Below are 22,558 nucleotides of genomic sequence, written 5' to 3'. Positions count from 1 at the left end.
GGCGCCGTTCCGGTGAGCCCGGGCGGTCGGGTCGTGGGCGTCCTGTGCAGGCGCCGTAGGCTTGCCCCGTGACCGATCACGACGCGACCACCGACCCCTCGACCGATCCCTCCGTCGACCGCTCCGCCGAGCTCGACGCCCTCGTGGGGGAGTGGCTCTCCCTGCCCGACTTCGCCGAGGCTCTCGGCACCGACGTCGGCAGAGCGCGCAGCATCGTCCAGGAGCGCCGCGTCGTCGGGATGCGGCGCGGCGAGCGCACGACGTTCCAGGTGCCCGCACGCTTCCTCGTGCCGCTGCACCTCATCGAGCCGGCGAACGCGAAGCAGCCCTCCGGCGACGGCCGCCTCGGCGTGCTCGCGAGCCTGCAGGGGACGATCGCCGTGCTGACCGACGCCGGGTTCCGTGACGAGGAGATCATCGGCTGGCTCTTCCGCACCGAGGAGGAGCTGGGGGAGTCGCCGATCGACGCCCTGGTCAAGGGTCGCAAGGCGCACGTGCGGCGCATCGCCCAGTCGCTCGCCTGACAGGCGCCGTCAGGCCGAGCGTTCGACGGCGGCGCGCGAGAGCGCGGCGAGCATCTGCGCTCCCGGTTCCTGGAGGTCGACGCCACCGAGGGCGACGAACGCCCGGTCGGTGAGGTCGTCGATGAGCGCCTCGACCGACGCGAGGGCACCGGTGGCGACGAGAACCTCCCGCAGGTGCCCGACCGACGCGGCGTCGAGCGCGGGGTCCCCGAGGCGGTCGAGCAGCAGCGTCCGCTGCTCGGGCGACGCCGCGGCGAGGGCACGGATCACCAGGACGGTGCGCTTGCCCTCGCGCAGGTCGTCGCCGGCGGGCTTGCCGGTGACCTGGGCGTCGCCGAACACGCCGAGCACGTCGTCGCGGAGCTGGAAGGCCTCTCCGACGGGCAGCCCGAACGTGCCGGTCGCTGCGACCTGGGCGTCGTCGGCGCCCGCGAGCGCGGCCCCGAGCGCGATCGGGTGCTCGACGGAGTAGCGCGCCGACTTCGACCGGACGACGGCGCGGGCGCGCTCCTCGTCAGCGGCCGGGTCCTCGCCCCAGGGAAGGGCCTGCGCGTGGACGTCCAGGTACTGGCCGACCGTCACCTCGGTCTGCATGCGCCCGAAGACGCTGCGGCTGCGCCCGGCGACGTCGTCCGGGACCGTGGCCAGCGCGTCCCCCAGCTCCCGGTGGCTCCCGATGAGCGCCAGGTCGCCGAGCAGGATCGCGGTGCTCTCGCCGTACCGGTCCGCGTCCCCGTGCCACCCCGAGCGGTGGTGCAGCCCGGCGAAGGCCCGGTGCGCCGTCGGCCGCCCGCGTCGCGTGTCGGACGCGTCCATGACGTCGTCGTGGAAGAGCGCCGCGGCCTGGAACAGCTCGAGCGCCGCTCCGGCGCGCAGCACGACGTCGCGCCGCGGGTCCTCCGGGTCGCCCCCGTGCGCCCGCCACGACCAGTAGCAGAACGCCGCGCGGAGCCGCTTGCCGCCCGCGAGGAGCTCCTCGGTGGCCCGGACGAGCGGTGCGGCGTCCGGGTGCGTCGTGGCGAGCTCGTCGGCGAGCCCGGCGCACGCCCTGCTCAGCGCCGCGTCGACGCCGGCGCGCACGCCCTCACGGTCGACGAGGCTCGTCGGGGTGGCCTGCTCGTCCTCGGACGGACCGGCGTGGGGGGCGGAGGCGCTGGGGGTCCCGTTCGGCACGGGGGCAGCCTATGCGACGGAGGTCAGCCGCCGACGACCTGGCCGCTGATCGTCACGAGGCGCTCGGCCTCGTCGTCGAAGATGCCCACCGCCACCGACTCGGCGGGCGCGTCGGCCGCCGGGGCGCGGACGAACGTCGTCAGCGACGTGAGCGCGCTCGGGACGGCCGATGGCGAGACCGTGAAACCAGCGGCACCGAGGGTCTCCGCATAGTAGGCGGTGAGCGCGTCGACGGAGTCCTCCGAGCGCAGGTTGAGCGTGATCGCGGTGAGGGTGCCGTCGTCGGACGGACGAGCCGAGCTCGCGAGGACCTGGGAGCCGGGGGCGACGGGCACGAGCTCGGCGGGAAAGCCCTGGGCGAGGTCGCCGACCGCCGAGGCGACGTCGTACTCGGGCAGCGGGGTGCCCGGCGCCGCGACCGGTGCGTCGTCGGGGCCGTGCGTCTCGTCGGGGTCGTCCGCGAGCCGACCCCGATCGGTGGGTGCGGCGTCGGGTGCGTCGTCGCTCCCCGCCGGGCCGCACGCGGTGAGCGCCACGACGAGCAGGGCGGCGAGGACGAGGGCCGGGACCGCGCGGACGTCGGAGGCGCGAGGCGGTCGAAGGGGCACGCGCACACCGTAGTCATCGTGGCGGGATCGGGCCAGCAGCTGCCAGGACGGTCGACCACAACCTCTGGCCGTGTCCACAGCCGCGCGAGCGAACCCCCGCGCGGGCGCCGGAGCGGCTGGGATGGCGACCATGTCGACCCTGATCCGGGCCCGCGGCCCGCGCGAGCTGCTCGCCTACGTCCCCTTCCGTCTCGGCTACCGGCCGCACGAGAGCGTCGTGCTCGTGGGGCTGCGCGGCCCGCGCGGCCGCGTCGGCCTCGTCGCGCGCGTCGACATCGACGACGTCGCGGACCTCGAGCACGGGCCGCAGGTCGCGCGCACGGTGCTCGCCCACCTGTCCGCCGACGGCGCGTCCCGGGCCGCCGTCGTCGTGTACACCGACGCGCCGCTGCGCGCCGGCGGCCCGGAGGCCGCCCGCGCACGGGCCGCCGTCGAGCACTGCCGCGAGACGGTCGAGGACACGTTCGGACCGACCGACGTGTGGGTCGTCACGACGACGGGCTGGGGCTGCCTCGACTGCGACGACCCGGTCTGCTGCCCACCGGGAGGTCGGCCTGCGAGCGAGCTCGAGTCGAGCGAGGTCGGGGCTCACATGGTGCTCGCGGGTGCGAGCGTCGCCGACACCCGGGAGGACGCGTTCCGGATCCCGCCCGCCGCTCCTGACGCCCGCCGCAGCGCCGCGCGGGCGTCGCGCCGCGCGAGGGTCCGGTCGTCCGGGCGGCCGGCGTCCGAGGCGTCCACCTGGAGACAGGAGGGCCTCGCCGCCTGGCGGCGCGCGGTGGCGCTCGCCGCGGGCGCGGCCCCCGGGAGCCCCCCGGAGCTCTCGCCCACCCTGCTCGGCCGCGTCGAGGCGGCCCTCGAGGCCGTCCCCGTCCGGGACGCCGTGCTCCTGTCGTTCGTCCCGGGTGTGGGAGACCTGCCGGAGCGGACGGCACGAGGCGGGGGCGACGTCGACGCAGGGACGGGCGAGGCCATCGCGAGGATCGTCGACCCGGCCGTCGCCATCGTCCCGGACCCGGAGGAGACCGAGCCGGCGCGGGTCGTGCTCGAGGGCGTCGTCGCCCATGCCGCCCGACGGCGAGCGGCCCCGGCCCTGACCCTGCTCGCGCTGATCGCCTGGTGGCACGGCGACGGGGGCCGAGCCTCCGAGCGCTTGCGGGAGGCGCTCGCCCAGGACGGTTCGTACCGTCTCGCGCTCCTGCTCTCGAGCGCCCTCGACGCCGGTGTCCCCCCGGGATGGGTCCGTGCTCGGGGCTGAGGGTCTCCGGTCGTCCGGGCGTGGTCGGCTCGGGTACGGTCGGCACGGTGGCGCCGCCACCTCCCGTTCCGACGAGCCGCCCCGCGGAGGACACATGACCGTCGTCGTCGCCCACCTGAGCACACCCGAGGGCCGGGAGGCGCTCGACACCGCCGCGACGGAGGCGGTCCGCCGCGGGACCGAGCTCGTCGTCGTGGTCGGCGAGTCCGCGGTGTCCCCGGAGGCGGACACGGTGCGCGGAGACGACCTGCGCCGGGTCGAGGAACGGCTCCAGGGTGCGGGCGCGACCGTGCGCGTCGAGAACGGCACGGCCGACCTCGCGGAGGACCTCGTGGCGGTCGCGGAGCGCACGTCCGCGGACCTGATCGTCATCGGCCTGCGACGACGCAGCCCGGTCGGCAAGCTCATCCTGGGATCCAACGCGCAACGCATCCTCCTCGACGCGCCGTGCCCGGTGCTCGCGGTCAAGCCGGAGCGTGCCGCGGCCCGGTGAGGACGGTCCGCCGGGAATCTTCGGCGTGCCGCGGTCGTTGACCCCACATGGCCCCGGCGCGGAAGCGCCCTGTGACACAGCACTGAGCACGAGAAGCCGCCGACGACGAGCGCGTGCAGCCACGTGTCGCGACGCTCCGCGCGCGGATCGCCGGTACAATAGAGATGTCCACCCGAGCCCGACGACTCGCCGCGAGAGTCGGTGTGAGCCCGTGAGAGTTCCCGAGCGAGCACCCTGATCACGGTCCATGTCCCCCGCTCTGGTGGCCCTACCGCCCCCCATGTGATGCCGAAAGGTCGGTTTGTGGCGCCCTCCACACAGATCCCCGCACTCCCGCGCGAGTTCGAGCACCCCGCACTGCAGGAGCTCCTGCGCCGCGGGAGCGCCAACGGCCGCGTCGACGCCGAGAGCTTTCGCACCGCGTGCGAGCAGGCGGCAGTCAACGACGCCAAGCGGCTGAAGGCGGTGTTCCGCGCGCTCGCGGGTGCAGGCGTCGAGGTCGAGATCCCCACCGCGACCGCGGTCGCCGCGGCGGCGAGCCCGCGCAGCACGACGACGGCACGCGCGAAGGCGGCCCCCAAGGCCTCGTCGACGCGCACCACGAGCGCTGCCACGGCCGAGCCGGCGTCCGACGAGTCGGACGCTGCGCCGTCGGCCACCCCGACGCGTGCGACGAAGGCGGCCGCCACGAAGAGCGCGGGCGCCAAGACCACGCGCGCCACCCGGTCCACCGCCACGAAGTCCGCGGCCGCGGCCAAGGCGGGCGCCGCGAAGGACGTCGACGCGGACGACGCGGTCGACGTCGAGGACCTCGAGATCGACCTGGCCGAGGACGCCGGGGAGGTCGGCGCGGCGACGACCGCCGGCGCGAAGACCGGAGCGGCCGCCACCGAGGGCGCCGAGGAGGCGCGTGGCTTCGTCGTGTCCGACGCGGACGAGGACGACGCCCCGGTGCAGCAGGTCGTCACCGCCGGCGCGACCGCGGACCCGGTGAAGGACTACCTCAAGCAGATCGGCAAGGTCGCGCTGCTGAACGCGGAGCAGGAGGTCGAGCTCGCCAAGCGCATCGAGGCCGGCCTGTTCGCGGAGGAGAAGCTCGCGGCCGAGGGCGACGACCTGGAGCGCAAGCTCAAGCGTGAGCTGCAGTGGATCGCGCACGACGGCAAGCGCGCGAAGAACCACCTCCTCGAGGCCAACCTGCGCCTGGTCGTCTCGCTCGCCAAGCGGTACACGGGCCGCGGGATGCTGTTCCTGGACCTGATCCAGGAGGGCAACCTCGGTCTCATCCGTGCGGTCGAGAAGTTCGACTACACCAAGGGCTACAAGTTCTCGACGTACGCGACGTGGTGGATCCGCCAGGCGATCACGCGCGCGATGGCCGACCAGGCCCGCACCATCCGCATCCCGGTGCACATGGTCGAGGTCATCAACAAGCTTGCCCGCGTGCAGCGGCAGATGCTCCAGGACCTGGGCCGTGAGCCCACGCCCGAAGAGCTCGCCAAGGAGCTCGACATGACCCCGGAGAAGGTCGTCGAGGTCCAGAAGTACGGTCGTGAGCCCATCTCGTTGCACACGCCTCTCGGCGAGGACGGCGACTCCGAGTTCGGTGACCTCATCGAGGACTCCGAGGCCATCGTGCCCGCCGACGCCGTGAGCTTCACGCTCCTGCAGGAGCAGCTGCACCAGGTCCTCGACACGCTCTCGGAGCGCGAGGCCGGCGTCGTGTCGATGCGGTTCGGCCTGTCCGACGGGCAGCCGAAGACGCTCGACGAGATCGGCAAGGTCTACGGCGTGACGCGCGAGCGCATCCGTCAGATCGAGTCCAAGACGATGTCGAAGCTCCGCCACCCCTCGCGCTCGCAGGTCCTGCGCGACTACCTGGACTGACACACCGCGCGAAGGGCCCGGGAGGACTGGTCGTCCTCCCGGGCCCTTCGTCGTTCACCGGGTGCCGTCGCCGTCGTCCAGGCTCCTTCCGGCGCTCGAGTCCCCACGACTGCGCGCCGCCGGCCCGTCCGAGGTCGGGTCGTCCGGGGACGACGACGCCCCTCCCGGTGGGTGGTCACCGAAAGGGGCGTCGTGGGGTAGGGGTGGCCTCAGCGCATCGCGCCCGCGCCGTGCTCGGCGTGCAGGCGGTCCGTCTCGTCCTGGATCTGGGTCGCGACGCCCGAGTAGGCGTCGGCGTGGGCCCGTGCGTGGTGGCCGCAGAACAGCAGCTCGCCGCTCGGCAGGACCACGCGGACGTACGCCTGGGCCCCGCAACGGTCGCAGCGGTCGGCCGCGGTCAGGGGTTCGGTGGTAGTCGTCGTAGCAGTCACACGACCATGAAACCATCTTCTGCCCACCCGACCGTGCCCGCGGCGCCCTGGTTCGCTACCCGCGTAGCCCTCGCCCGACGGGAATACGGCGGCACGGCGGTCGAGCGGCATGGCAGCGCCGGGGCGTGGGTGGCCTCGACTACGCTGTCCGCCGTGACGACCACCTCCGCTGAGTCCAGCTACACCGCTCGGCACCTGTCCGTGCTCGAGGGCCTCGAGGCCGTGCGCAAGCGCCCGGGCATGTACATCGGCTCGACCGACTCCCGCGGCCTCATGCACTGCCTCTGGGAGATCATCGACAACTCCGTGGACGAGGCGCTGGCCGGCAACTGCTCGCACATCCGCGTCGTGCTGCACGCCGACACGTCGGTCACCGTCGAGGACGACGGGCGCGGCATCCCGGTCGACATCGAGCCGAAGACCGGGCTCTCGGGCGTCGAGGTCGTCTTCACGAAGCTCCACGCGGGCGGCAAGTTCGGCGGCGGCTCGTACACCGCGTCGGGCGGGCTCCACGGCGTCGGCGCCTCCGTCGTCAACGCCCTGTCGGCGCGCCTCGACGTCGAGGTCGACCGTGGCGGCAAGACGCACCGCATGACCTTCCACCGCGGCGAGCCCGGGACGTTCGCCGACCCGAAGACGGGGCCGACGCCGGACGCGCCGTTCGAGCCGTTCGTGGACCGGTCCGAGCTCGCCGTGGTCGGCAAGACCAAGCGGGGAGTGACGGGGACGCGCGTGCGCTACTGGGCGGACCGTCAGGTCTTCCCGAAGAACGCCGTGTTCTCCTACGACGAGCTCGTCACGCGCGTGCGCCAGACGACCTTCCTCGTCCCGGGCCTGCAGGTCACGGTCCGTGACGAGCGCGGCCTTCCCGGCACGCCGGCGCAGGACGGGCCGCACGAGGAGACGTTCGTCCACCACGGCGGCTCCGTGGACTTCGTCGAGTTCCTCGCGCCCGACGCCCCGGTCACCGCGACGTGGCACCTCACCGGGAGCGGCACGTTCACCGAGACGGTCCCGGTCCTCGACGACCGCGGCCACATGTCGCCGCAGGCGGTCACGCGGGAGTGCGAGGTCGACGTCGCGCTGCGCTGGGGCACGGGCTACGAGACCGAGGTGCGCAGCTTCGTCAACATCATCGCCACCCCCAAGGGCGGGTCCCACCTCGGTGGGTTCGAGGCCGGTCTGCTCAAGGTCCTGCGCAAGGCCGTCGAGACGAACGCGCGCCGCCTCAAGGTCTCGACACGTGACGCGTCGGAGCGCATCGAGAAGGACGACGTCCTCGCGGGCCTCACGGCCGTCGTCACGGTGCGCCTCGCCGAACCGCAGTTCGAGGGCCAGACGAAGGAGGTCCTCGGGACGGCGCCGGTGCGCGCGATCGTCACGCGCGTCGTCGAGAAGGAGCTGAACGCCCTGCTGACGTCGACCAAGCGCGACGAGAAGACCCAGGCCGCGCTGCTGCTCGACAAGGTCGTCGCGGAGATGCGTGCGCGCATCACCGCACGCAAGCAGAAGGAGATCTCGCGGCGCAAGAACGCGCTCGAGACCTCGTCGCTGCCCGCGAAGCTCGTGGACTGCCGCAGCGACGACGTCGGGCGCAGCGAGCTGTTCATCGTGGAGGGCGACAGCGCGCTCGGTACCGCACGCCTCGCCCGCAGCTCGGACTTCCAGGCGCTCCTGCCGATCCGCGGCAAGATCCTCAACGTGCAGAAGGCGTCCGTGAGCGACATGCTCCGCAACGCCGAGTGCACCGCGATCATCCAGGTCATCGGCGCAGGCTCGGGTCGGTCGTTCGACCTCGAGGCCGCGCGCTACGGCAGGATCGTGCTCATGACGGACGCCGACGTCGACGGCGCGCACATCCGCACCCTGCTCCTCACGCTCTTCTACCGGTACATGAAGCCGATGGTCGAGGCGGGCCGTGTGTTCGCCGCCGTTCCGCCGCTGCACCGGATCGAGGTCATCGGGTCGGGACGTCGCAAGAACGAGTACATCTACACGTACTCCGAGGCGGAGCTCACGGCGACGCTCAAGAAGCTCGACAAGGCCGGGCGCCGCTACAAGGACGACATCCAGCGGTACAAGGGCCTGGGGGAGATGGACGCCGACCAGCTCGCCGAGACGACGATGGACCCGCGGCACCGCACGCTGCGTCGGGTCACGGCCGAGCACGCGGAGGCCGCGGAGCGCGTGTTCGAGCTGCTCATGGGCAGCGACGTCGCGCCGCGCAAGGACTTCATCGTCGCAGGCGCCGCCGAGCTCGACCGCGCTCGCATCGACGTCTGACACAGGTCACCTCCGCGGGTGCCGGGGCCCGACAGGAGCACGTCCGCCTGTCGGTCGGCAGGTCCTGACGACGTCGGCGCTGAGTAGGCTGTGCGGGTGACCCTCCGGACCCTTCGCGAGACGCCCGCGCGCTCGCTGACCACCCTCACGTCCCTCCTGCTCGCCGCGGGCCTCCTCGCCGGGTGCTCGTCGGCCGCCGACACGGGCGACGCAGCCGAGACCACCACGCCGACCGCTAGCGAGAGCAGCGCGAGCGAGGAGCCCAGCGCCCCGGCCGACGGCTCCTCCGCAGAGGCGCCGGAGTTCTCGTACGAAGGCGAGGAGGGGAGCATGGCGCTCGACCTGCTGCTCGCGGCGGACCCGACGGCCGAGGTGACCGGCGAGGGCGAGAACGCGTACGTCACCGCGATCGACGGCATCACGGCCGACCCGGAGAGCGAGTTCTGGGCGCTGTACGTCAACGGTGAGATGGCTACGGTAGGGGCAGGCATGCTCGAGACGAAGGACGGGGACGAGATCACGTGGAAGCTCGAGACGTTCACCTCGTGACACACCTCCTGACGCGCTGGTGGCGCCCGGCGCTCGTCGTCGCGCTCGCGGCGCTCGCCGTCGTGTGGCGCCTCGTGCGGGCCGACCTCGGCGCGCCGCCCAACCTCGAGCTGGTCACCGCGGCGACGTTCGCCGCGACGATCCTCCTGCGCTCGCGCTGGGCCTTCGTCGTGCCGCTGGCCGTGACGGTCGTGTCCGACGTCGTGCTGGGCAACACCTCCATCGCGCTGTTCACGTGGAGCGCGTGGCTCGTGGTCGGGCTCGGTTCCCTGCTCGCGCGGAACACGTCCGGGTGGCGACGGGTCGGTGCGGGTGCGGCGTTCGGCGTGGCCGGGTCGCTGTGGTTCTTCCTCTGGACGAACTTCGGCGTGTGGCTCCAGGGCCGCGGTACGTGGTACCCGGCGAGCGTCGAGGGTCTGGTCGCGAGCTACGTCGCCGGCCTGCCGTTCCTGCGGACGATGCTGCTCGGCAACCTCGTGCTCGTCCCGCTCGTCGCGGCGGGGACCCTGCTCGTCGACCGGCTGGAGGCGTCGCACGATCTGGCCTCCGCCGTCGCGCGCCCGGCCTGATCTCCGCGCGGACACGGCCCGCCAGCGCGGGGGGCCGCGCGGCCGCGCGTAGGGTCGACGGCATGCAGATCACGGCGGAGCGCGGGGACATCACCCGAGCGACGACGGACGTCGTCGTCAACGCGGCGAACTCGAACCTCCTGGGCGGGGGAGGGGTCGACGGCGCGATCCACGCCGCTGCGGGGCCTCGCCTGCTCGAGGCGTGCCGCCATCTGCGGGCGACCACGCACCGCGACGGCCTCGACGTCGGCGACGCCGTCGCCACCGACGCGTTCGACCTTCCGGCGCGATGGGTCGTCCACACCGTCGGGCCGAACCGGCATCGCGGCCAGACCGATCCTGCGCTGCTCGCGTCGTGCTTCACCCGCTCGCTCGACGTCGCGGCGGAGCTCGGCGCGCGCTCCGTGGCGTTCCCTGCCGTGAGCGCCGGGGTCTACGGGTGGGACCCGGAGGTCGTCGCGACCGTCGCGGTCGATGCCGTGCGGGGCTGGCGTCCGCAGGGTGGGGGCAGCGTCGAGGAGGTCCGGTTCGTGCTCTTCAACGACATGCTCCTCGACGCGTTCAGGACGGCGCTCGCGCGCCGGTGAGGCAGCGCGTCATTCGAGCTGCTCGGCGAGCGCCACGATGATGCCGCTCGGGCCGCGCAGGTAACAGAGCCGGTACGCGTCCCCGTACCGGACGATCTCGCCGAGGAGCGCCGCACCGTGGCCGCGGAGGCGTTCCACCGTGTCGTCGATGTCGTCGACGGCGAACATCACGCGGTGCAGGCCGAGCGTGTTCGGCGACGCGTCGCGCAGACCCACGTCGACGAGCGCGGGGGAGTGGTACGTCGTGAGCTCGAGCCGACCCGCGCCGTCGGGCACCCGCATCATCGCGATCTCGGACCGCATCCCGTCGAGTCCGACGACGCGCTCCGCCGACCGGCTCTCGATCGGCGTCCTGCCCTCGAGCTCCATCCCGAGCTCGGTGAAGAACGCGACCGCCGCGTCGAGGTCGTCGACGACGACGGCGACGTTGTCCAGCCTCTGGATCGCCATCCATCGAGAGTAGGACCCGGACGCCGCCGTGGCGAGCGGCCGGAAGGCGCTGCTGCGCGGTGTCTCGCTCAGGAGAGGGCTGCGCAGTCCCCGCGGATGCGAGACTGGTCGCGAGGGCGGCTGCGAGCGGCGAGAGGTCGTCGCGCTCTGACGTCAGCCGCACGCACGAGCACGGAGGAACACCGATGGCACACCCGCGGCTCTTCAGGATGAGCTTTGCCAGCATCTACCCGCTCTACGTGACCAAGGTCGAGCGCAAGGGACGGTCGACGGAGGAGCTCGACCAGGTGATCACCTGGCTCACGGGCTACGACGAGGCGGGACTCGAGAAGGCGATCGCCGACGAGGTCGACCTCGAGACCTTCTTCGAGCAGGCGCCGGCGATGAACCCGAACGCGGCGCTCATCACGGGCGTGATCTGCGGCTACCGGGTCGAGGACATCGAGGACCCGCTCATGCAGAAGATCCGCTGGATGGACAAGCTCGTCGACGAGGTCGCACGCGGCAAGAAGATGACGTCGATCCTCCGGGGCGCGCCGACCCCGGCCCCCGCCGCGTAGCCGGGGCCGTTCGGCGTTCGTGAGAGTGCGGCTGCCTCGGACGTCGCCGGCTCAGACGCCGCGGCCCGGCTCGCTCATGTCGCCCGTCCCCGGCGTCCCCTCGGCGAGGCCGTAGCGCAGGAGCACGGTGCCGGTGGGGCTCGGTGCGGGTGGCTCGAGGAGCGTGAGGTTGGTGGGGACCGCTCCGCCGTCGAACACCGTCTTGCCCGTGCCGAGCACGATGGGGTGCACCCACAGGTCGAGGCGGTCGAACAGCCTCTCGCGCAGGAGGGACTGCACCAGGTTCAGGCTGCCGACGACCTTGACGTGCTCGTGCCGGTCGCGGACCTCGCGCACGGCCGTCGCCAGGTCGGGCCCGAGCAGCGTCGACCCGGCCCACGGCAGCTCAGGCGTCCCTCGGGAGGCGACGTACTTGGGAACGCGGTTGAAGAGGGTCGCGAAGCCGGCGTCCGGCCCGTCCTCCTGGTGCGGCCAGTACGACGCGAAGATGTCGTACGTGCGCCGGCCGAGCAGCAGCGCGTCCGTCCCCTCGTAGGCCGCGTCGATCTGCGCTCCCGCCACGTCGTCGAGCAGCGGCGCCTGCCAACCGCCGAACGGGAACCCGTTCTCGGGGTCCTCCTCCGGCCCGCCGGGCGCCTGCCCGACGAGGTCGAGGGTCGTGAACAGCTCGATCTCGATGAGTCCCATGGTCGTCTCCAGGTCGCTCGCCGTCTGGGCCCTGGGGTAGACCCCGCAGCGCCAGGGAACTCATCGATCACGGAGGAGCGCACCACGCCACTCGGCGACGAGGACGAGCGAGGTGTGCTCGAGGAGGAGGGTCGCTGCCGGACGCGCGCGCGGCCCGACCGTGCCGACGTGGCGTATCCCACGCGCTCGGTTGGAACGGCGGGCATCCGCCGAGCGTCCTACGCTCGGGGACGCGGGAGTGGACGGCGCCAGCCGTCGGCGCCCGCCCGGCGCGGCCGCGGTGCCGCACCGGCGGTCAGGCGCCCCCGGTCGTCTCGTCGCTGAGCCGGGCGCACGTGCGCCCGGTCGTCTGGAGCTCGTGTGTCAGGTAACGCCACCGCCAGGTTCACCAACGTCGCGCTGCTGTCCGTCACCAGCCGGCTTCCCGCCGGTGTGCGGACGTCTGCCGAGGTGCAGGAGCGTCTCGCCCCCGCGCTGCGGCGGCTGCACCTCCCGTCCACGCTGCTGCAACGGGTAGCGGGCGTGCGCGAGCGGCGTACCTGGACCGCCCAGGAGGACGTCGACGACGCGACGGTCGCCGCGGGGCAGGAGGCGTTCCGCGCCGCCGGGGTGGAGCCGAGCGACGTCGGGCTCCTGATCAACACGTCGGTCACGCGCAAGCACCTCGAGCCGTCGGTCGCGGTGCGGCTGCACCACGGGCTCGGCCTGCCGTCGTCCGCCACCAACTTCGACGTCGCCAACGCGTGCCTCGGCTTCATCAACGGCATGAGCCTCGCCGCGGGCATGATCGAGTCCGGTCAGATCCGCTACGCGGTCGTCGTGGACGGCGAGGACGCCGACGTCATCCATGACCGCACGATCGAGCGGCTGCTGCGCGAGGACCGCGACCGCGACGACTTCATGCAGGAGTTCGCCTCGCTCACGCTCGGCTCCGGCTCGGCCGCCGCCGTGCTGGGCCGCGCGGACGAGCACCCGCGCGCCCACCGCGTGCTCGGCGGCGTCACGCGCGCAGCCACCCGGTTCCACGACCTGTGCGTGGGCAGCACCGACGGCATGTTCACCGATGCCCAGGCGCTGCTCGAGGGCGGCCTCGAACTTGTCGTGGACGCCTGGAAGGACGCCGTCGCCGACTGGGACTGGTCCGCCATGGACCGGTACATCACGCACCAGGTCTCGCGCGTGCACACCGACGCGATCGTCGAGGCGGTGGGCCTGGACCGCTCGCGCGTGCCCACCACCTACGAGCGGCTCGGCAACGTGGGTCCGGCGTCCGTGCCGATCACGCTCGTCGAGGAGCAGAGCACGCTCAGCGCCGGCGACCGCGTGCTGCTCATGGGCGTGGGCTCCGGCATCAACACCGCGATGCTGGAGCTGGCCTGGTGACCGGGCCCGCCTCCACACCCGCGACCGACACCCTCCTCCGCCCCGCTCGCACCGTCCCACCCGGGCTGCCCGGCCTGGACCCGCGGTACAGCCACGTGCTGCGCGACGCCCGGGGCGCGACCTGGCACTACCTCGACACGGGCCCCGAGCTCGAGCGGCGCGGCCTCGCGCCCGTCGGCACCGTGCTCGCCGTGCACGGCAACCCCACGTGGTCCTACCTGTGGCGGCGGCTCGTGTCCGACTCCGTCGCGGCCGCCCGGGGCGGCGGTGCGGAGTGGCGCGTCGTCGCCGTCGACCAGCTCGAGATGGGGTTCTCCGCCCGCACCGGCGAGCACCGCGCGCTCGCGCGCCGCGTCGCCGACCTAGGGGCCTTCACCGAAGCCCTCGGCCTCGCCGGGCCCGTCGTCACCCTCGGCCACGACTGGGGTGGCGTCATGTCCCTCGGCTGGGCCGTCGACCACCCCGACCTCCTCGCCGGCGTCGCTCTGCTCAACACGGCCGTGCACCAGCCCGACGACGCCGCGCTGCCCGCGCCGCTGCGCCTCGCGCTCGCCGGGCCCGTGCACCGGGTCGGCACGCGCACGACGCCCGCCTTCCTCGACACGACGCTCGCCCTGGCGCGCCCGCGCCTGCCTGCCGAGGTCGCGGCCGCCTACCGGCTGCCCTACCGCGCCGCGCACGACCGCGACGGGATCGAGGGCTTCGTCGCGGACATCCCCGTGGACGCCGCGCACCCCAGCGCGCCCGAGCTCGACCGCGTCGCCGCCGGCGTCGCGCGGCTCCGCGTGCCCGCCGTGCTGCTGTGGGGGCCGCACGACCCGGTGTTCTCCGACCGCTACCTCGACGACCTCGTGCGCCGGCTGCCGCACGCGCACGTGCACCGGTTCGCGGACGCCGGCCATCTCGTCGCCGAGGACGCGGACTGGACGCCTGCTGTCCTCGGGTGGCTCGGGGGCGAGGTGCTGTCCAGGGCCGGTGCGGGGACCACCGGCGCCGACGGGGGTGCCGACTCGCCGTTTGTGCCGCTGTGGGCGGGGCTGGACGCGCGGGCGGAGGACGACGCGCCCGCGGTGCTGGACATGGCGGCGACCGGTGCCGGCGGTTCTGCCCGGGCCGTGAGCTGGCGGGCGCTGCACCGGCAGGTGCGCCGGGTGGCGGCGGGGCTGCACGCGATCGGGGTGCGCCGGGGCGACCGCGTGTCGCTGCTCGTGGAGCCGGGGCCCACGCTGACCGCGCTGGTGTACGCGTGCCTGCGGATCGGGGCCGTCGTGGTGGTCGCCGACGCCGGGCTGGGAGTCCGCGGGCTCACGCGCGCCCAGCGCGGGGCGTGGCCGCGGTTCGTCGTCGCGCAGACCAAGGGCCTGGCCGCGGCGCGCGCGCTCGGCTGGCCCGGCGTGCGGATCTCGGCGGACCCGCTCGCGCCCGCGGTCCGGCGGGCGCTGGGCGTGGCCCACGAGCTCGTCGACGTCGCGCGCGCCGGCGAGGGCGGCGCGCTGCCGTCCGAGCCCGGCCCCGACGACGAGGCCGCCGTGCTGTTCACGTCCGGGTCCACGGGCCCGGCCAAGGGCGTCGTGTACTCGCACGCCCGCCTCTCCGCGCTGCGGGACACGCTCGCCGAGCACTTCGACGTCGGCCCCGACACCGGGCTCGTCACGGGCTTCGCCCCGTTCGCGCTGCTCGGGCCCGCGCTCGGCACCCGGTCGGTGACGCCGCGCATGGACGTCTCCTCGCCGCGCACGCTCACCGCCCGGGCCGTCGCCGACGCCGTGCGCGCGTCGGACGCGCGCATCGTGTTCCTGTCGCCCGCCGCGATCCTCAACGTGGTCGCGACCGCCGACGCGCTCGACACCGCCGACCGCGCCGCCCTCGTGCGCGTGCGCACGTTCCTCTCCACGGGCGCGCCGATCTCGGCCGAGCTGCTCGGCTCGGCCGCCGAGCTCATGCCCGCGGCCACCGCGCACACCCCGTACGGGATGACGGAGTGCCTGCTGGTCACGGACGTCACGCTCGACGGCATCCGTGACGCCGCCGCGGCCCCCGACGCGGGCGTGTGCGTCGGCCTCCCCGTGCCCGGGGCGGAGGTGCTCGTCAGCGCGCTCGACGACGACGGCGCCGCGACCGGCGCGCCGTCGGCGGCACCCGGCGTGCTCGGCGAGGTCCTCGTGCGGGCCGGGCACCTCAAGGAGCGCTACGACCGGCTGTGGCTCACCGACCTGGCCGCCGAGCGCGACACCCCGCCCGGGCGCTGGCACCGCACCGGCGACGTCGGACACCTCGACGCGCAGGGCCGCCTGTGGATCGAGGGGCGGCTCGGGCACGTGCTCCGCACCGCCGACGGCCCGCTGGCCCCCGTGGGGCCGGAGCAGCACGTCGAGCGGGTGGCGCAGGTGCGGCGGGCCGCCGTCGTCGGCGTCGGGCCCGCGGGCGTGCAGCAGGCGGTGGCGGTGGTGGAGACCGTGCCCGAAGCACGGCGCCCCGGGCTGGCGCCCGAGGCGCTGACCGCCGCCGTGCGCGTCGCGTCGCCCGTGCCGCTCGCGGCCGTGCTCGTGGTGCCGCGCATGCCCACCGACGTGCGGCACAACTCCAAGATCGACCGGACGCGCCTCGCCGCCTGGGCGGACGGCGTCCTCGCCGGCGGGCGGGTGGGGCGGCCGTGACCGTGGTCGTGACCGGGGCGTCGGGGCTGCTCGGAGGCGCCGTCGCCCGCGCGCTCGTGGCCCGCGGCGACGCGGTCCGCACGCTCCAGCGGCGCTCCTCCGGTGTGCCGGGCGTCCAGGACGTCCAGGGGTCCGTGACCGACCCGTCGGCCGTCGCGCGCGCCGTCGAGGGCGTCGACGCTGTCGTGCACCTCGCGGCCAAGGTGTCGCTCGCGGGCGAGCCTGCGGAGTTCCACGCCGTGAACGTCGAGGGCACCCGCGCGCTCCTCGACGCGGCCGAGCGCGCCGGGGTCGAGCGGTTCGTCCAGGTGTCCTCGCCGTCCGTGGCCCACCTGGGCTCGTCCCTGGTCGGGGCGGGCACGACGCCGGCCGACCCCCGGCACGCGCGCGGCGAGTACGCGCGGACCAAGGCGGTGGCCGAGCTGCTCGCCCTGGGCCGCGACCGCCGTCGGCGGCCGGACGGGTCGGGCGGGACCGGACCGAGCGTCGTCGCCGTGCGCCCGCACATCGTGTGGGGGCCGGGCGACACCCAGCTCGTCGAGCGGGTGCTCGAGCGGGCGGCGGGCGGGCGCCTGCCTCTACTGGGGCACGGCGCGGCCCTCATCGACACGCTCTACGTGGACAACGCCGCGGACGGCATCCTCGCCGCACTCGACCGCGCCCACGACGTGCACGGCCGCGCGTACGTGCTGACCAACGGCGAGCCCCGCACTGTCGCCGACCTGCTCGCGGGCATCTGCCGCGCGGGCGGCGTCGAGCCACCGCGGTGGCGCGTGCCGGCCGCGGTCGCGCGCGCCGCGGGCGGCCTGGTCGAGGCCGTCTGGCGCGTGCGCCCGGGCACCGACGAGCCGCCGATGACGCGCTTCCTCGCCGAGCAGCTGTCGACCGCGCACTGGTTCGACCAGCGGACCACGCGCCGCGACCTGCGCTGGTGCCCCGCCGTGAGCGTCGACGAAGGGCTGCGGCACCTGGCCGTGCACTACGGCGGCACTGCCGCCTAATGCACGAACGGGACCGAGGTGCGGCCGGGACCCGTCACGAGGGCCTGCTCTGCGGGGAACCAGAGGCCAGTTCGCCAGGTCAGGGCCACGCCTTGTGAGGTTCTGGGAGCACGAGGAGTCGACGCCAGTCGCGGAACGTATCCAGGCGGCGATGTTGCCCCAACTGGCGGCGATGTTGCCCGAAATGTAAGAGGGCCCTTCACGGTTGAGGGCGTAGCAGTGCCCTCGATGTCATGTCTCGGGAGACTGTGAACGAATGTGTCTCGATGTCCCGCCTCGAACAGTCGGCTGGTATTTCGGTCTCGGGTAGGGCGGCCATGGCAGGATGCGCACCATGTCAGACCCGGGTCCTGCAACCGACGAGTACGATCGGCGCGCGAACATCTATAGCAACCAGTCTGGGGAGGTCACGCCCGTCCGCAAAGACCAGATCCACGGACTCGACTCGTTCATTGAAGGTTGGCGTCACAACGTTGAGTTCCCACATCAGTTAAGTTTTGGTGGCTGGCAGATGTCGGATGAGGAACATCCGGCTGGCACCGGGCGACCAGCGTATCGCCTCGTGCATAAGACAATTCGCACCATCCCCAATCCTCAGGTATCAATGCTCTATCCGAACCTTAGGATCAATGTAGGGAATGGTAAAGTCACATTTGGCGAACCTCGATTTGGCGACGCCTTGGCGGGCCGACTGCCAGGCATTTTTATCGTGCCTGAGTGGGGTGAGCTCAAGCAGTCAGGACTAGATTACGGGTACGAATGGCAACCCAATGCCAACTTAAAATTCGAAGGTCACCAGGAGGTGACGCCGCCAACAAACTACCTTGAGATCCTTTATGAGTTGCCCGAGGGCGATTGGTCGGAGTTCGACGCTATGCTGGCAGCCGGTCGAGCGGGAGTCGCTGAACTCACTGCAATGATCGACTTCATGTATGGCGCGCGGCTACTTGGTCCGATACTCACCGAGGAAGTCGGTGAAGTGTTCGAGGATTGGCACTGGAACCGTCTGCTCGGAGGCCGTTCGCTGGGAATGGAGAGCCAGGCTCGCATGGAAGTCCTTGACGGTCAGCGCTTCATCGATCTGGTGGGTTCGGCGATCGAGAAACGGCTTGAGCTTCCGGCGGAAGAGCGGGCACGACTCAAGGTGGCATCCCAATGGTATTGGCGTGCGGACTCCGAGCTGGATCGCGTACAAAAGTACATTGCCTACTGGCTGTGTATCGAGGCGCTCGAGCTTGGCGAGAACGCCAACATCAAGCCAGTAAAGCTGGCGGTTGCGCGGATTCTTGAAATCGACCATAAGGCGGCCAGTGCGGCGGTCGGCGAGATGTATCGCATTCGGAATGGTCTAGTCCATGGTGTCGTTCGGGCGGTGGAGAAATCCGCCCTGGATCGCGTTGAGGCATTGGCCGTGGTGCTGCTTGAGGAGCACAGCCTTGGAACGGTCTCTGATCAGCGTCGAGACGCCTTGCGAGTCGCCGTCGAACTGGCCAAGCTGCCCAAGGTGAACCGCACCCAGCACTGACGCATTAGCGACGAAGGTGAATGCGCCAGTGGGGAGCCCTGCAAGAGTGCTGCGGCGCGTGCAAGCGCCACTCCAGGAACGCCTCGTGGGCCCGGTTCACGACCCGTCTTGGAACGCCCTTCAACTGGCAGAGCTAAATTGCGACCATCCAGACCTTCAGGTACTGGTCGCGCAAAAGCATCGCCGCAGGTCAGCTCACTGGAGCCGGGCCGACCAGCCGGGACCCAACTTGAAGAACGTCAGACGGAGAAGTACTTCGCCTCGGGGTGATGGAAGACGAACGCGTCGGTCGACTGCTCCGGGTGGAGCTGGAGCTCCGCGGACAGCTCGACGCCCACGCGCTCGGGGCGCAGCAGCTCGACGACCTTGGTGCGGTCCTCCATGTCCGGGCACGCGGGGTACCCGAGCGAGAAGCGCGCGCCGCGGTACTCGAGCTTGAACATGTCCTCGACCGCGCTCGGGTCCTCGTCGGCGAAGCCCAGCTCCGACCGCACCCGCGCGTGCCACATCTCGGCGAGCGCCTCCGTGAGCTGCACCGAGAGACCGTGCAGCTCCATGTACTCGCGGTAGTGGTTGCCGGCGAACAGCTTGGCGGTGTGCTCGTCGACGCTCGCGCCCATCGTCACGAGCTGGACGGGCAGCACGTCGTACCGGCCGGTCTCCTCGACCCACGACCGCGGCTTGACGAAGTCGGCGAGGCACAGGTGCCGGTCGCGCCGCTGCCGGGGGAACGTGAAGCGCAGGCGCTCGGTCCCCGGCTCGCCGCCCGAGCCGCCGTCGGGCGCGCCGATCCCCGCGAGCCCGGCACCGTGGTGCGCGACGACCACGTCGTCGCCCTCCGACCACACCGGGAAGTAGCCGTACACGACCGACGGGTCGACCATGCCCTCGGTGCGGATCCGGTCGAGCCACTCGTTGAGGCGCGGCCGACCCTCGGTCTCGACGAGCTCCTCGTAGGAGGCACCGTCGTCCCCACGCCCCGGCTTGAGACCCCACTGGCCCATGAACGTCGCGCGCTCGTCCAGGAACGCCGCATAGTCTGCGAGCCGCACGCCCTTGACGAGCCGCGTTCCCCAGAACGGGGGATCGGGCACGGGGTTGTCCGCCGCGACGTCGGACCGTGCGGGCAGGTCCTCGGGCGCGGTCTCGGTCACGGTGACGACCGCGTGCCGGCGCTTCTTCAGCGCGGGCAGCCCGACGGCGTCGGCCGACTCGCCGCGCGCGACGCGCACGAGCGGCTCCATGAGCCGCAGGCCTTCGAACGCGTCGCGTGCGTACCGCACCACGCCGGGGAACTGCCCGGCGAGGTCGTCCTCGACATAGGTCCTGGTCAGGGCAGCGCCCCCGAGTAGCACCGGCCAGCGCTCGGCCAGCCCGCGCGACGCGAGCTCGGCGAGGTTCTCCTTCATGACCACGGTGGACTTCACGAGCAGCCCGGACATCCCGATCACGTCGGCGTCGTGCTGCTCGGCCGCCTCGATCATCGCCGAGATCGGCTGCTTGATGCCGATGTTGACGACCGTGTAGCCGTTGTTCGTGAGGATGATGTCGACGAGGTTCTTGCCGATGTCGTGCACGTCGCCGCGCACGGTCGCGAGGACGATCGTGCCCTTGCTCCCTGTGTCCCCCTCGACGCGCTCCATGTGCGGCTCGAGGTGCGCGACGGCCGTCTTCATCACCTCGGCCGACTGCAGCACGAACGGGAGCTGCATCTCGCCGCGTCCGAAGAGGTCGCCGACGACCTTCATGCCCTCGAGCAGGTGGTCGTTGACGATGTCGAGCGCCTTCATCCCGTCGGCGAGTGCGGTGTCGAGGTCGTCCTCGAGCCCCTTGCGCGCGCCGTCGACGATGCGCCGCTCGAGGCGCTCGCCGACGGGCAGCGCGGCGAGCTCGGCCGCGCGCTGGTCCTTGAGGGCCGCCGAGTCGACGCCCTCGAAGAGGTCGAGCAGCACGGCCAGCGGGTCGTGCACGAGGTTGCCCTCGTCGTCGTACCGGCGCCGGTCCCACACGAGGTCGAGCGCGGCCTCGCGCTGCTCGTCGGGGATCTGCGCGAGCGGCAGGATCTTCGCCGCGTGCACGATCGCGGAGTCCAGGCCGGCCTCGACGGCTTCGTGGAGGAACACCGAGTTGAGCACGGTGCGCGCGGCCGGGTTGAGCCCGAACGACACGTTCGACACCCCGAGCGTCGTGTGGATGCCGGGGAAGCGGCGCGTGATCTCGCGGATCGCCTCGATCGTCTCGATCGCGTCGCGTCGCGTCTCCTCCTGCCCGGTCGCGATGGGGAACGTCAGGGCGTCGACGATGATGTCGTCGACCCGCATGCCCCAGTCGCCCGTGAGCGTCTCCACGAGGCGCGTCGCGATCGCGACCTTCGTCTCGGTCGTGCGCGCCTGCCCCTCCTCGTCGATCGTCAGCGCGACGACCGCCGCGCCGTGCTCCACGACGTGGGGCATGACCCGCGCGAACCGCGACGTCGGGCCGTCGCCGTCCTCGAAGTTCACCGAGTTCACGACGGCCCGCCCGCCGACGAGCTCGAGCCCGGCGGCGATGACCTCCGGCTCGGTCGAGTCGACGACCAGCGGCAGGGTCGACGCGCTTGCGAGGCGCGAGACGACCTCGCGCACGTCCGCGACGCCGTCGCGCCCCACGTAGTCGATGCAGACGTCGAGCAGGTGGGCGCCGTCGCGAGTCTGGGCGCGCGCGATCTCGACGCACTCCTCCCAGTTCTCCGCGAGCATCGCCTCGCGGAACGCCTTGGAGCCGTTCGCGTTCGTCCGCTCGCCGATCGCGAGGACCGACGCGTCCTGGTGCAGGTCCGTGTGCGAGTACAGGCTCGCGACGCCGTTCTCACGCTGGGGGTGCCGCTCGGCCACCGGGCGCCCGTGCACCGCCTCGACCACGCGGCGCAGGTGCTCGGGCGTCGTCCCGCAGCAGCCGCCGACGAGCCCGAGCCCGAACTCCTGCACGAACTGCGTGTGCGCGGCGGCGAGCTCGTCAGGAGTGAGCGGGTACGACGCGCCGTCGGGCCCGAGCACGGGCAGGCCCGCGTTGGGCATGCACGTCACGGGAATCTCCGCGTGGCGCGACAGATGCCGCAGGTGCTCGCTCATCTCCGCCGGGCCCGTCGCGCAGTTGAGCCCGATCGCGTCGACCTTCAGCGCCTGGAGCGTCGTGAGCGCCGCGCCGATCTCCGAGCCCATGAGCATCGTGCCCGTGGTCTCGACCGTCACCTGGGCGATCACCGGGACCGAGCGTCCCACCTCACGCATCGCGGCCCGGGACCCGTTCACCGCGGCCTTCGTCTGCAGCAGGTCCTGGCTCGTCTCGACCAGGATGGCGTCCGCGCCACCCTCCAGCAGACCGGCGGCCTGCTCGGCGAACGTGTCGCGCAGGTGCGCGTACGTCGTGTGCCCGAGGCTCGGCAGCTTCGTCCCCGGCCCCATCGAGCCGAGGACCCAGCGCGGCTGCTCCTCGGTGGCGAAGGCGTCCGCGCGCTCACGGGCGATCCGCGCGCCGGCCGCCGCGAGCTCCCGGATGCGGTGGTCGATGTCGTAGTCCGACAGGTTGGACCAGTTCGCGCCGAATGTGTTCGTCTCGATCGCGTCGACCCCGACCTCGAGATACGCGTCGTGCACGGAGCCGATGATGTCCGGGCGTGAGACGTTGAGGATCTCGTTGCAGCCCTCGAGCCCCTCGTAGTCCTCGAGGCTCGGGTCCTGCGCCTGGATCATCGTGCCCATCGCGCCGTCCGCGACGACGACGCGCGTCCGCAACGCCTCGGCGAAGGCCCGGGAGCGGGCGTCGGCGATCTCCTGGGCGACGGCAGTGAGCATGGGTGCAGCCTAGACGCCGGGTGCGACCGTGCGAACGACCATCTCACGACCCCCTCGCCGGTGGCCGAGAAGCGATTTTCCGCCCTGGATTCGCCCGGTG

At 72.6% G+C, this 22,558-nt stretch carries 19 protein-coding genes; 13 read left to right on the top strand and 6 right to left on the bottom strand.

Going from position 1 to position 22,558, the window contains the following annotated elements; genetic code table 11:
• The first annotated feature begins 68 nt into the window (after positions 1 to 68).
• The gene (locus V5D56_RS15550; RefSeq protein ID WP_435736196.1) at positions 69 to 524 is read left to right on the top strand and encodes an Rv2175c family DNA-binding protein; all 456 of its coding nucleotides are present in this window, start codon (positions 69 to 71) and stop codon (positions 522 to 524) included.
• Between the two features lie 9 nt (positions 525 to 533).
• On the opposite strand, the gene V5D56_RS15545 is transcribed toward V5D56_RS15550, so the two are convergent.
• On the bottom strand, positions 534 to 1,697 hold the full coding sequence (locus V5D56_RS15545) for a polyprenyl synthetase family protein (RefSeq protein WP_435736195.1): 1,164 nt from the start codon (positions 1,695 to 1,697) through the stop codon (positions 534 to 536).
• 23 nt (positions 1,698 to 1,720) lie between these two features.
• Positions 1,721 to 2,305, bottom strand: coding sequence for a hypothetical protein (locus V5D56_RS15540; RefSeq protein WP_435736194.1), 585 nt, complete (start codon positions 2,303 to 2,305; stop codon positions 1,721 to 1,723).
• A gap of 130 nt (positions 2,306 to 2,435) precedes the next feature.
• Between V5D56_RS15540 and V5D56_RS15535 the strand changes: the two genes are divergently transcribed.
• The 3 genes from V5D56_RS15535 to V5D56_RS15525 all read left to right on the top strand — a co-directional run bounded on the left by V5D56_RS15535 (position 2,436) and on the right by V5D56_RS15525 (position 5,943).
• On the top strand, positions 2,436 to 3,563 hold the full coding sequence (locus tag V5D56_RS15535) for a DUF4192 domain-containing protein (RefSeq protein WP_435736193.1): 1,128 nt from the start codon (positions 2,436 to 2,438) through the stop codon (positions 3,561 to 3,563).
• A 94-nt stretch (positions 3,564 to 3,657) separates the two neighbouring features.
• On the top strand, positions 3,658 to 4,056 hold the full coding sequence (locus tag V5D56_RS15530) for a universal stress protein (RefSeq protein WP_435736192.1): 399 nt from the start codon (positions 3,658 to 3,660) through the stop codon (positions 4,054 to 4,056).
• A 303-nt stretch (positions 4,057 to 4,359) separates the two neighbouring features.
• A complete protein-coding gene (locus V5D56_RS15525) occupies positions 4,360 to 5,943 on the top strand; it encodes an RNA polymerase sigma factor (RefSeq protein WP_435736191.1) in 1,584 nt (527 codons plus the stop codon).
• A 209-nt stretch (positions 5,944 to 6,152) separates the two neighbouring features.
• On the opposite strand, the gene V5D56_RS15520 is transcribed toward V5D56_RS15525, so the two are convergent.
• Positions 6,153 to 6,374 (bottom strand): DUF7455 domain-containing protein, encoded by a 222-nt coding sequence (locus V5D56_RS15520; RefSeq protein ID WP_435736190.1) that lies wholly within the window; start codon positions 6,372 to 6,374, stop codon positions 6,153 to 6,155.
• Between the two features lie 153 nt (positions 6,375 to 6,527).
• On the opposite strand from V5D56_RS15520, the gene V5D56_RS15515 reads away from it, so the two are divergent.
• The 4 genes from V5D56_RS15515 to V5D56_RS15500 all read left to right on the top strand — a co-directional run bounded on the left by V5D56_RS15515 (position 6,528) and on the right by V5D56_RS15500 (position 10,362).
• Entirely contained in the window at positions 6,528 to 8,657 is a 2,130-nt protein-coding gene (locus tag V5D56_RS15515) for a DNA gyrase/topoisomerase IV subunit B (RefSeq protein ID WP_435736189.1), read from the top strand.
• A 96-nt stretch (positions 8,658 to 8,753) separates the two neighbouring features.
• Positions 8,754 to 9,206 carry a DUF4430 domain-containing protein gene (locus V5D56_RS15510; RefSeq protein ID WP_435736188.1) on the top strand — a complete coding sequence of 151 codons (453 nt, stop codon included), beginning with the start codon at positions 8,754 to 8,756 and terminating at the stop codon, positions 9,204 to 9,206.
• Positions 9,203 to 9,775 carry a DUF6580 family putative transport protein gene (locus V5D56_RS15505; RefSeq protein ID WP_435736187.1) on the top strand — a complete coding sequence of 191 codons (573 nt, stop codon included), beginning with the start codon at positions 9,203 to 9,205 and terminating at the stop codon, positions 9,773 to 9,775. The genes V5D56_RS15510 and V5D56_RS15505 overlap by 4 nt, the downstream gene beginning before the upstream one ends.
• Positions 9,776 to 9,837: 62 nt before the next feature.
• The gene (locus tag V5D56_RS15500) at positions 9,838 to 10,362 is read left to right on the top strand and encodes an O-acetyl-ADP-ribose deacetylase (protein WP_435736186.1); all 525 of its coding nucleotides are present in this window, start codon (positions 9,838 to 9,840) and stop codon (positions 10,360 to 10,362) included.
• A gap of 9 nt (positions 10,363 to 10,371) precedes the next feature.
• On the opposite strand, the gene V5D56_RS15495 is transcribed toward V5D56_RS15500, so the two are convergent.
• Positions 10,372 to 10,812 carry a VOC family protein gene (locus V5D56_RS15495; protein WP_435736185.1) on the bottom strand — a complete coding sequence of 147 codons (441 nt, stop codon included), beginning with the start codon at positions 10,810 to 10,812 and terminating at the stop codon, positions 10,372 to 10,374.
• A gap of 185 nt (positions 10,813 to 10,997) precedes the next feature.
• Between V5D56_RS15495 and V5D56_RS15490 the strand changes: the two genes are divergently transcribed.
• Complete coding sequence (locus V5D56_RS15490) at positions 10,998 to 11,372, top strand: DUF2200 domain-containing protein (protein ID WP_435736184.1); 375 nt, start codon at positions 10,998 to 11,000, stop codon at positions 11,370 to 11,372.
• Positions 11,373 to 11,423: 51 nt separating this feature from the next.
• Here V5D56_RS15490 and V5D56_RS15485 read toward each other — a convergent pair whose 3' ends face one another.
• On the bottom strand, positions 11,424 to 12,059 hold the full coding sequence (locus V5D56_RS15485) for a dihydrofolate reductase family protein (RefSeq protein WP_435736183.1): 636 nt from the start codon (positions 12,057 to 12,059) through the stop codon (positions 11,424 to 11,426).
• Between the two features lie 360 nt (positions 12,060 to 12,419).
• On the opposite strand from V5D56_RS15485, the gene V5D56_RS15480 reads away from it, so the two are divergent.
• From V5D56_RS15480 to V5D56_RS15465, 4 genes are all read left to right on the top strand, one after another.
• A complete protein-coding gene (locus tag V5D56_RS15480; protein ID WP_435736182.1) occupies positions 12,420 to 13,442 on the top strand; it encodes a 3-oxoacyl-ACP synthase III in 1,023 nt (340 codons plus the stop codon).
• The gene (locus V5D56_RS15475; RefSeq protein WP_435736181.1) at positions 13,439 to 16,099 is read left to right on the top strand and encodes an alpha/beta fold hydrolase; all 2,661 of its coding nucleotides are present in this window, start codon (positions 13,439 to 13,441) and stop codon (positions 16,097 to 16,099) included. Before V5D56_RS15480 ends, V5D56_RS15475 begins: the two co-directional genes overlap by 4 nt.
• Positions 16,096 to 17,100: an NAD-dependent epimerase/dehydratase family protein gene (locus tag V5D56_RS15470; RefSeq protein ID WP_435736180.1), complete on the top strand. Its 1,005-nt coding sequence runs from the start codon at positions 16,096 to 16,098 to the stop codon at positions 17,098 to 17,100. Before V5D56_RS15475 ends, V5D56_RS15470 begins: the two co-directional genes overlap by 4 nt.
• A gap of 334 nt (positions 17,101 to 17,434) precedes the next feature.
• Positions 17,435 to 18,625: a hypothetical protein gene (locus tag V5D56_RS15465; RefSeq protein WP_435736179.1), complete on the top strand. Its 1,191-nt coding sequence runs from the start codon at positions 17,435 to 17,437 to the stop codon at positions 18,623 to 18,625.
• Between the two features lie 239 nt (positions 18,626 to 18,864).
• Here V5D56_RS15465 and metH read toward each other — a convergent pair whose 3' ends face one another.
• Positions 18,865 to 22,458 carry a methionine synthase gene (gene metH, locus V5D56_RS15460; protein WP_435736178.1) on the bottom strand — a complete coding sequence of 1,198 codons (3,594 nt, stop codon included), beginning with the start codon at positions 22,456 to 22,458 and terminating at the stop codon, positions 18,865 to 18,867.
• Positions 22,459 to 22,558 lie beyond the last annotated feature (100 nt).

Source organism: Cellulosimicrobium sp. PMB13, assembly GCF_051294865.1.
Taxonomy (GTDB): Bacteria; Actinomycetota; Actinomycetes; order Actinomycetales; family Cellulomonadaceae; genus Cellulosimicrobium.
Note: the sequence above shows the minus strand (reverse complement) of the source record. Positions and strands in the feature narration are given on the sequence as shown.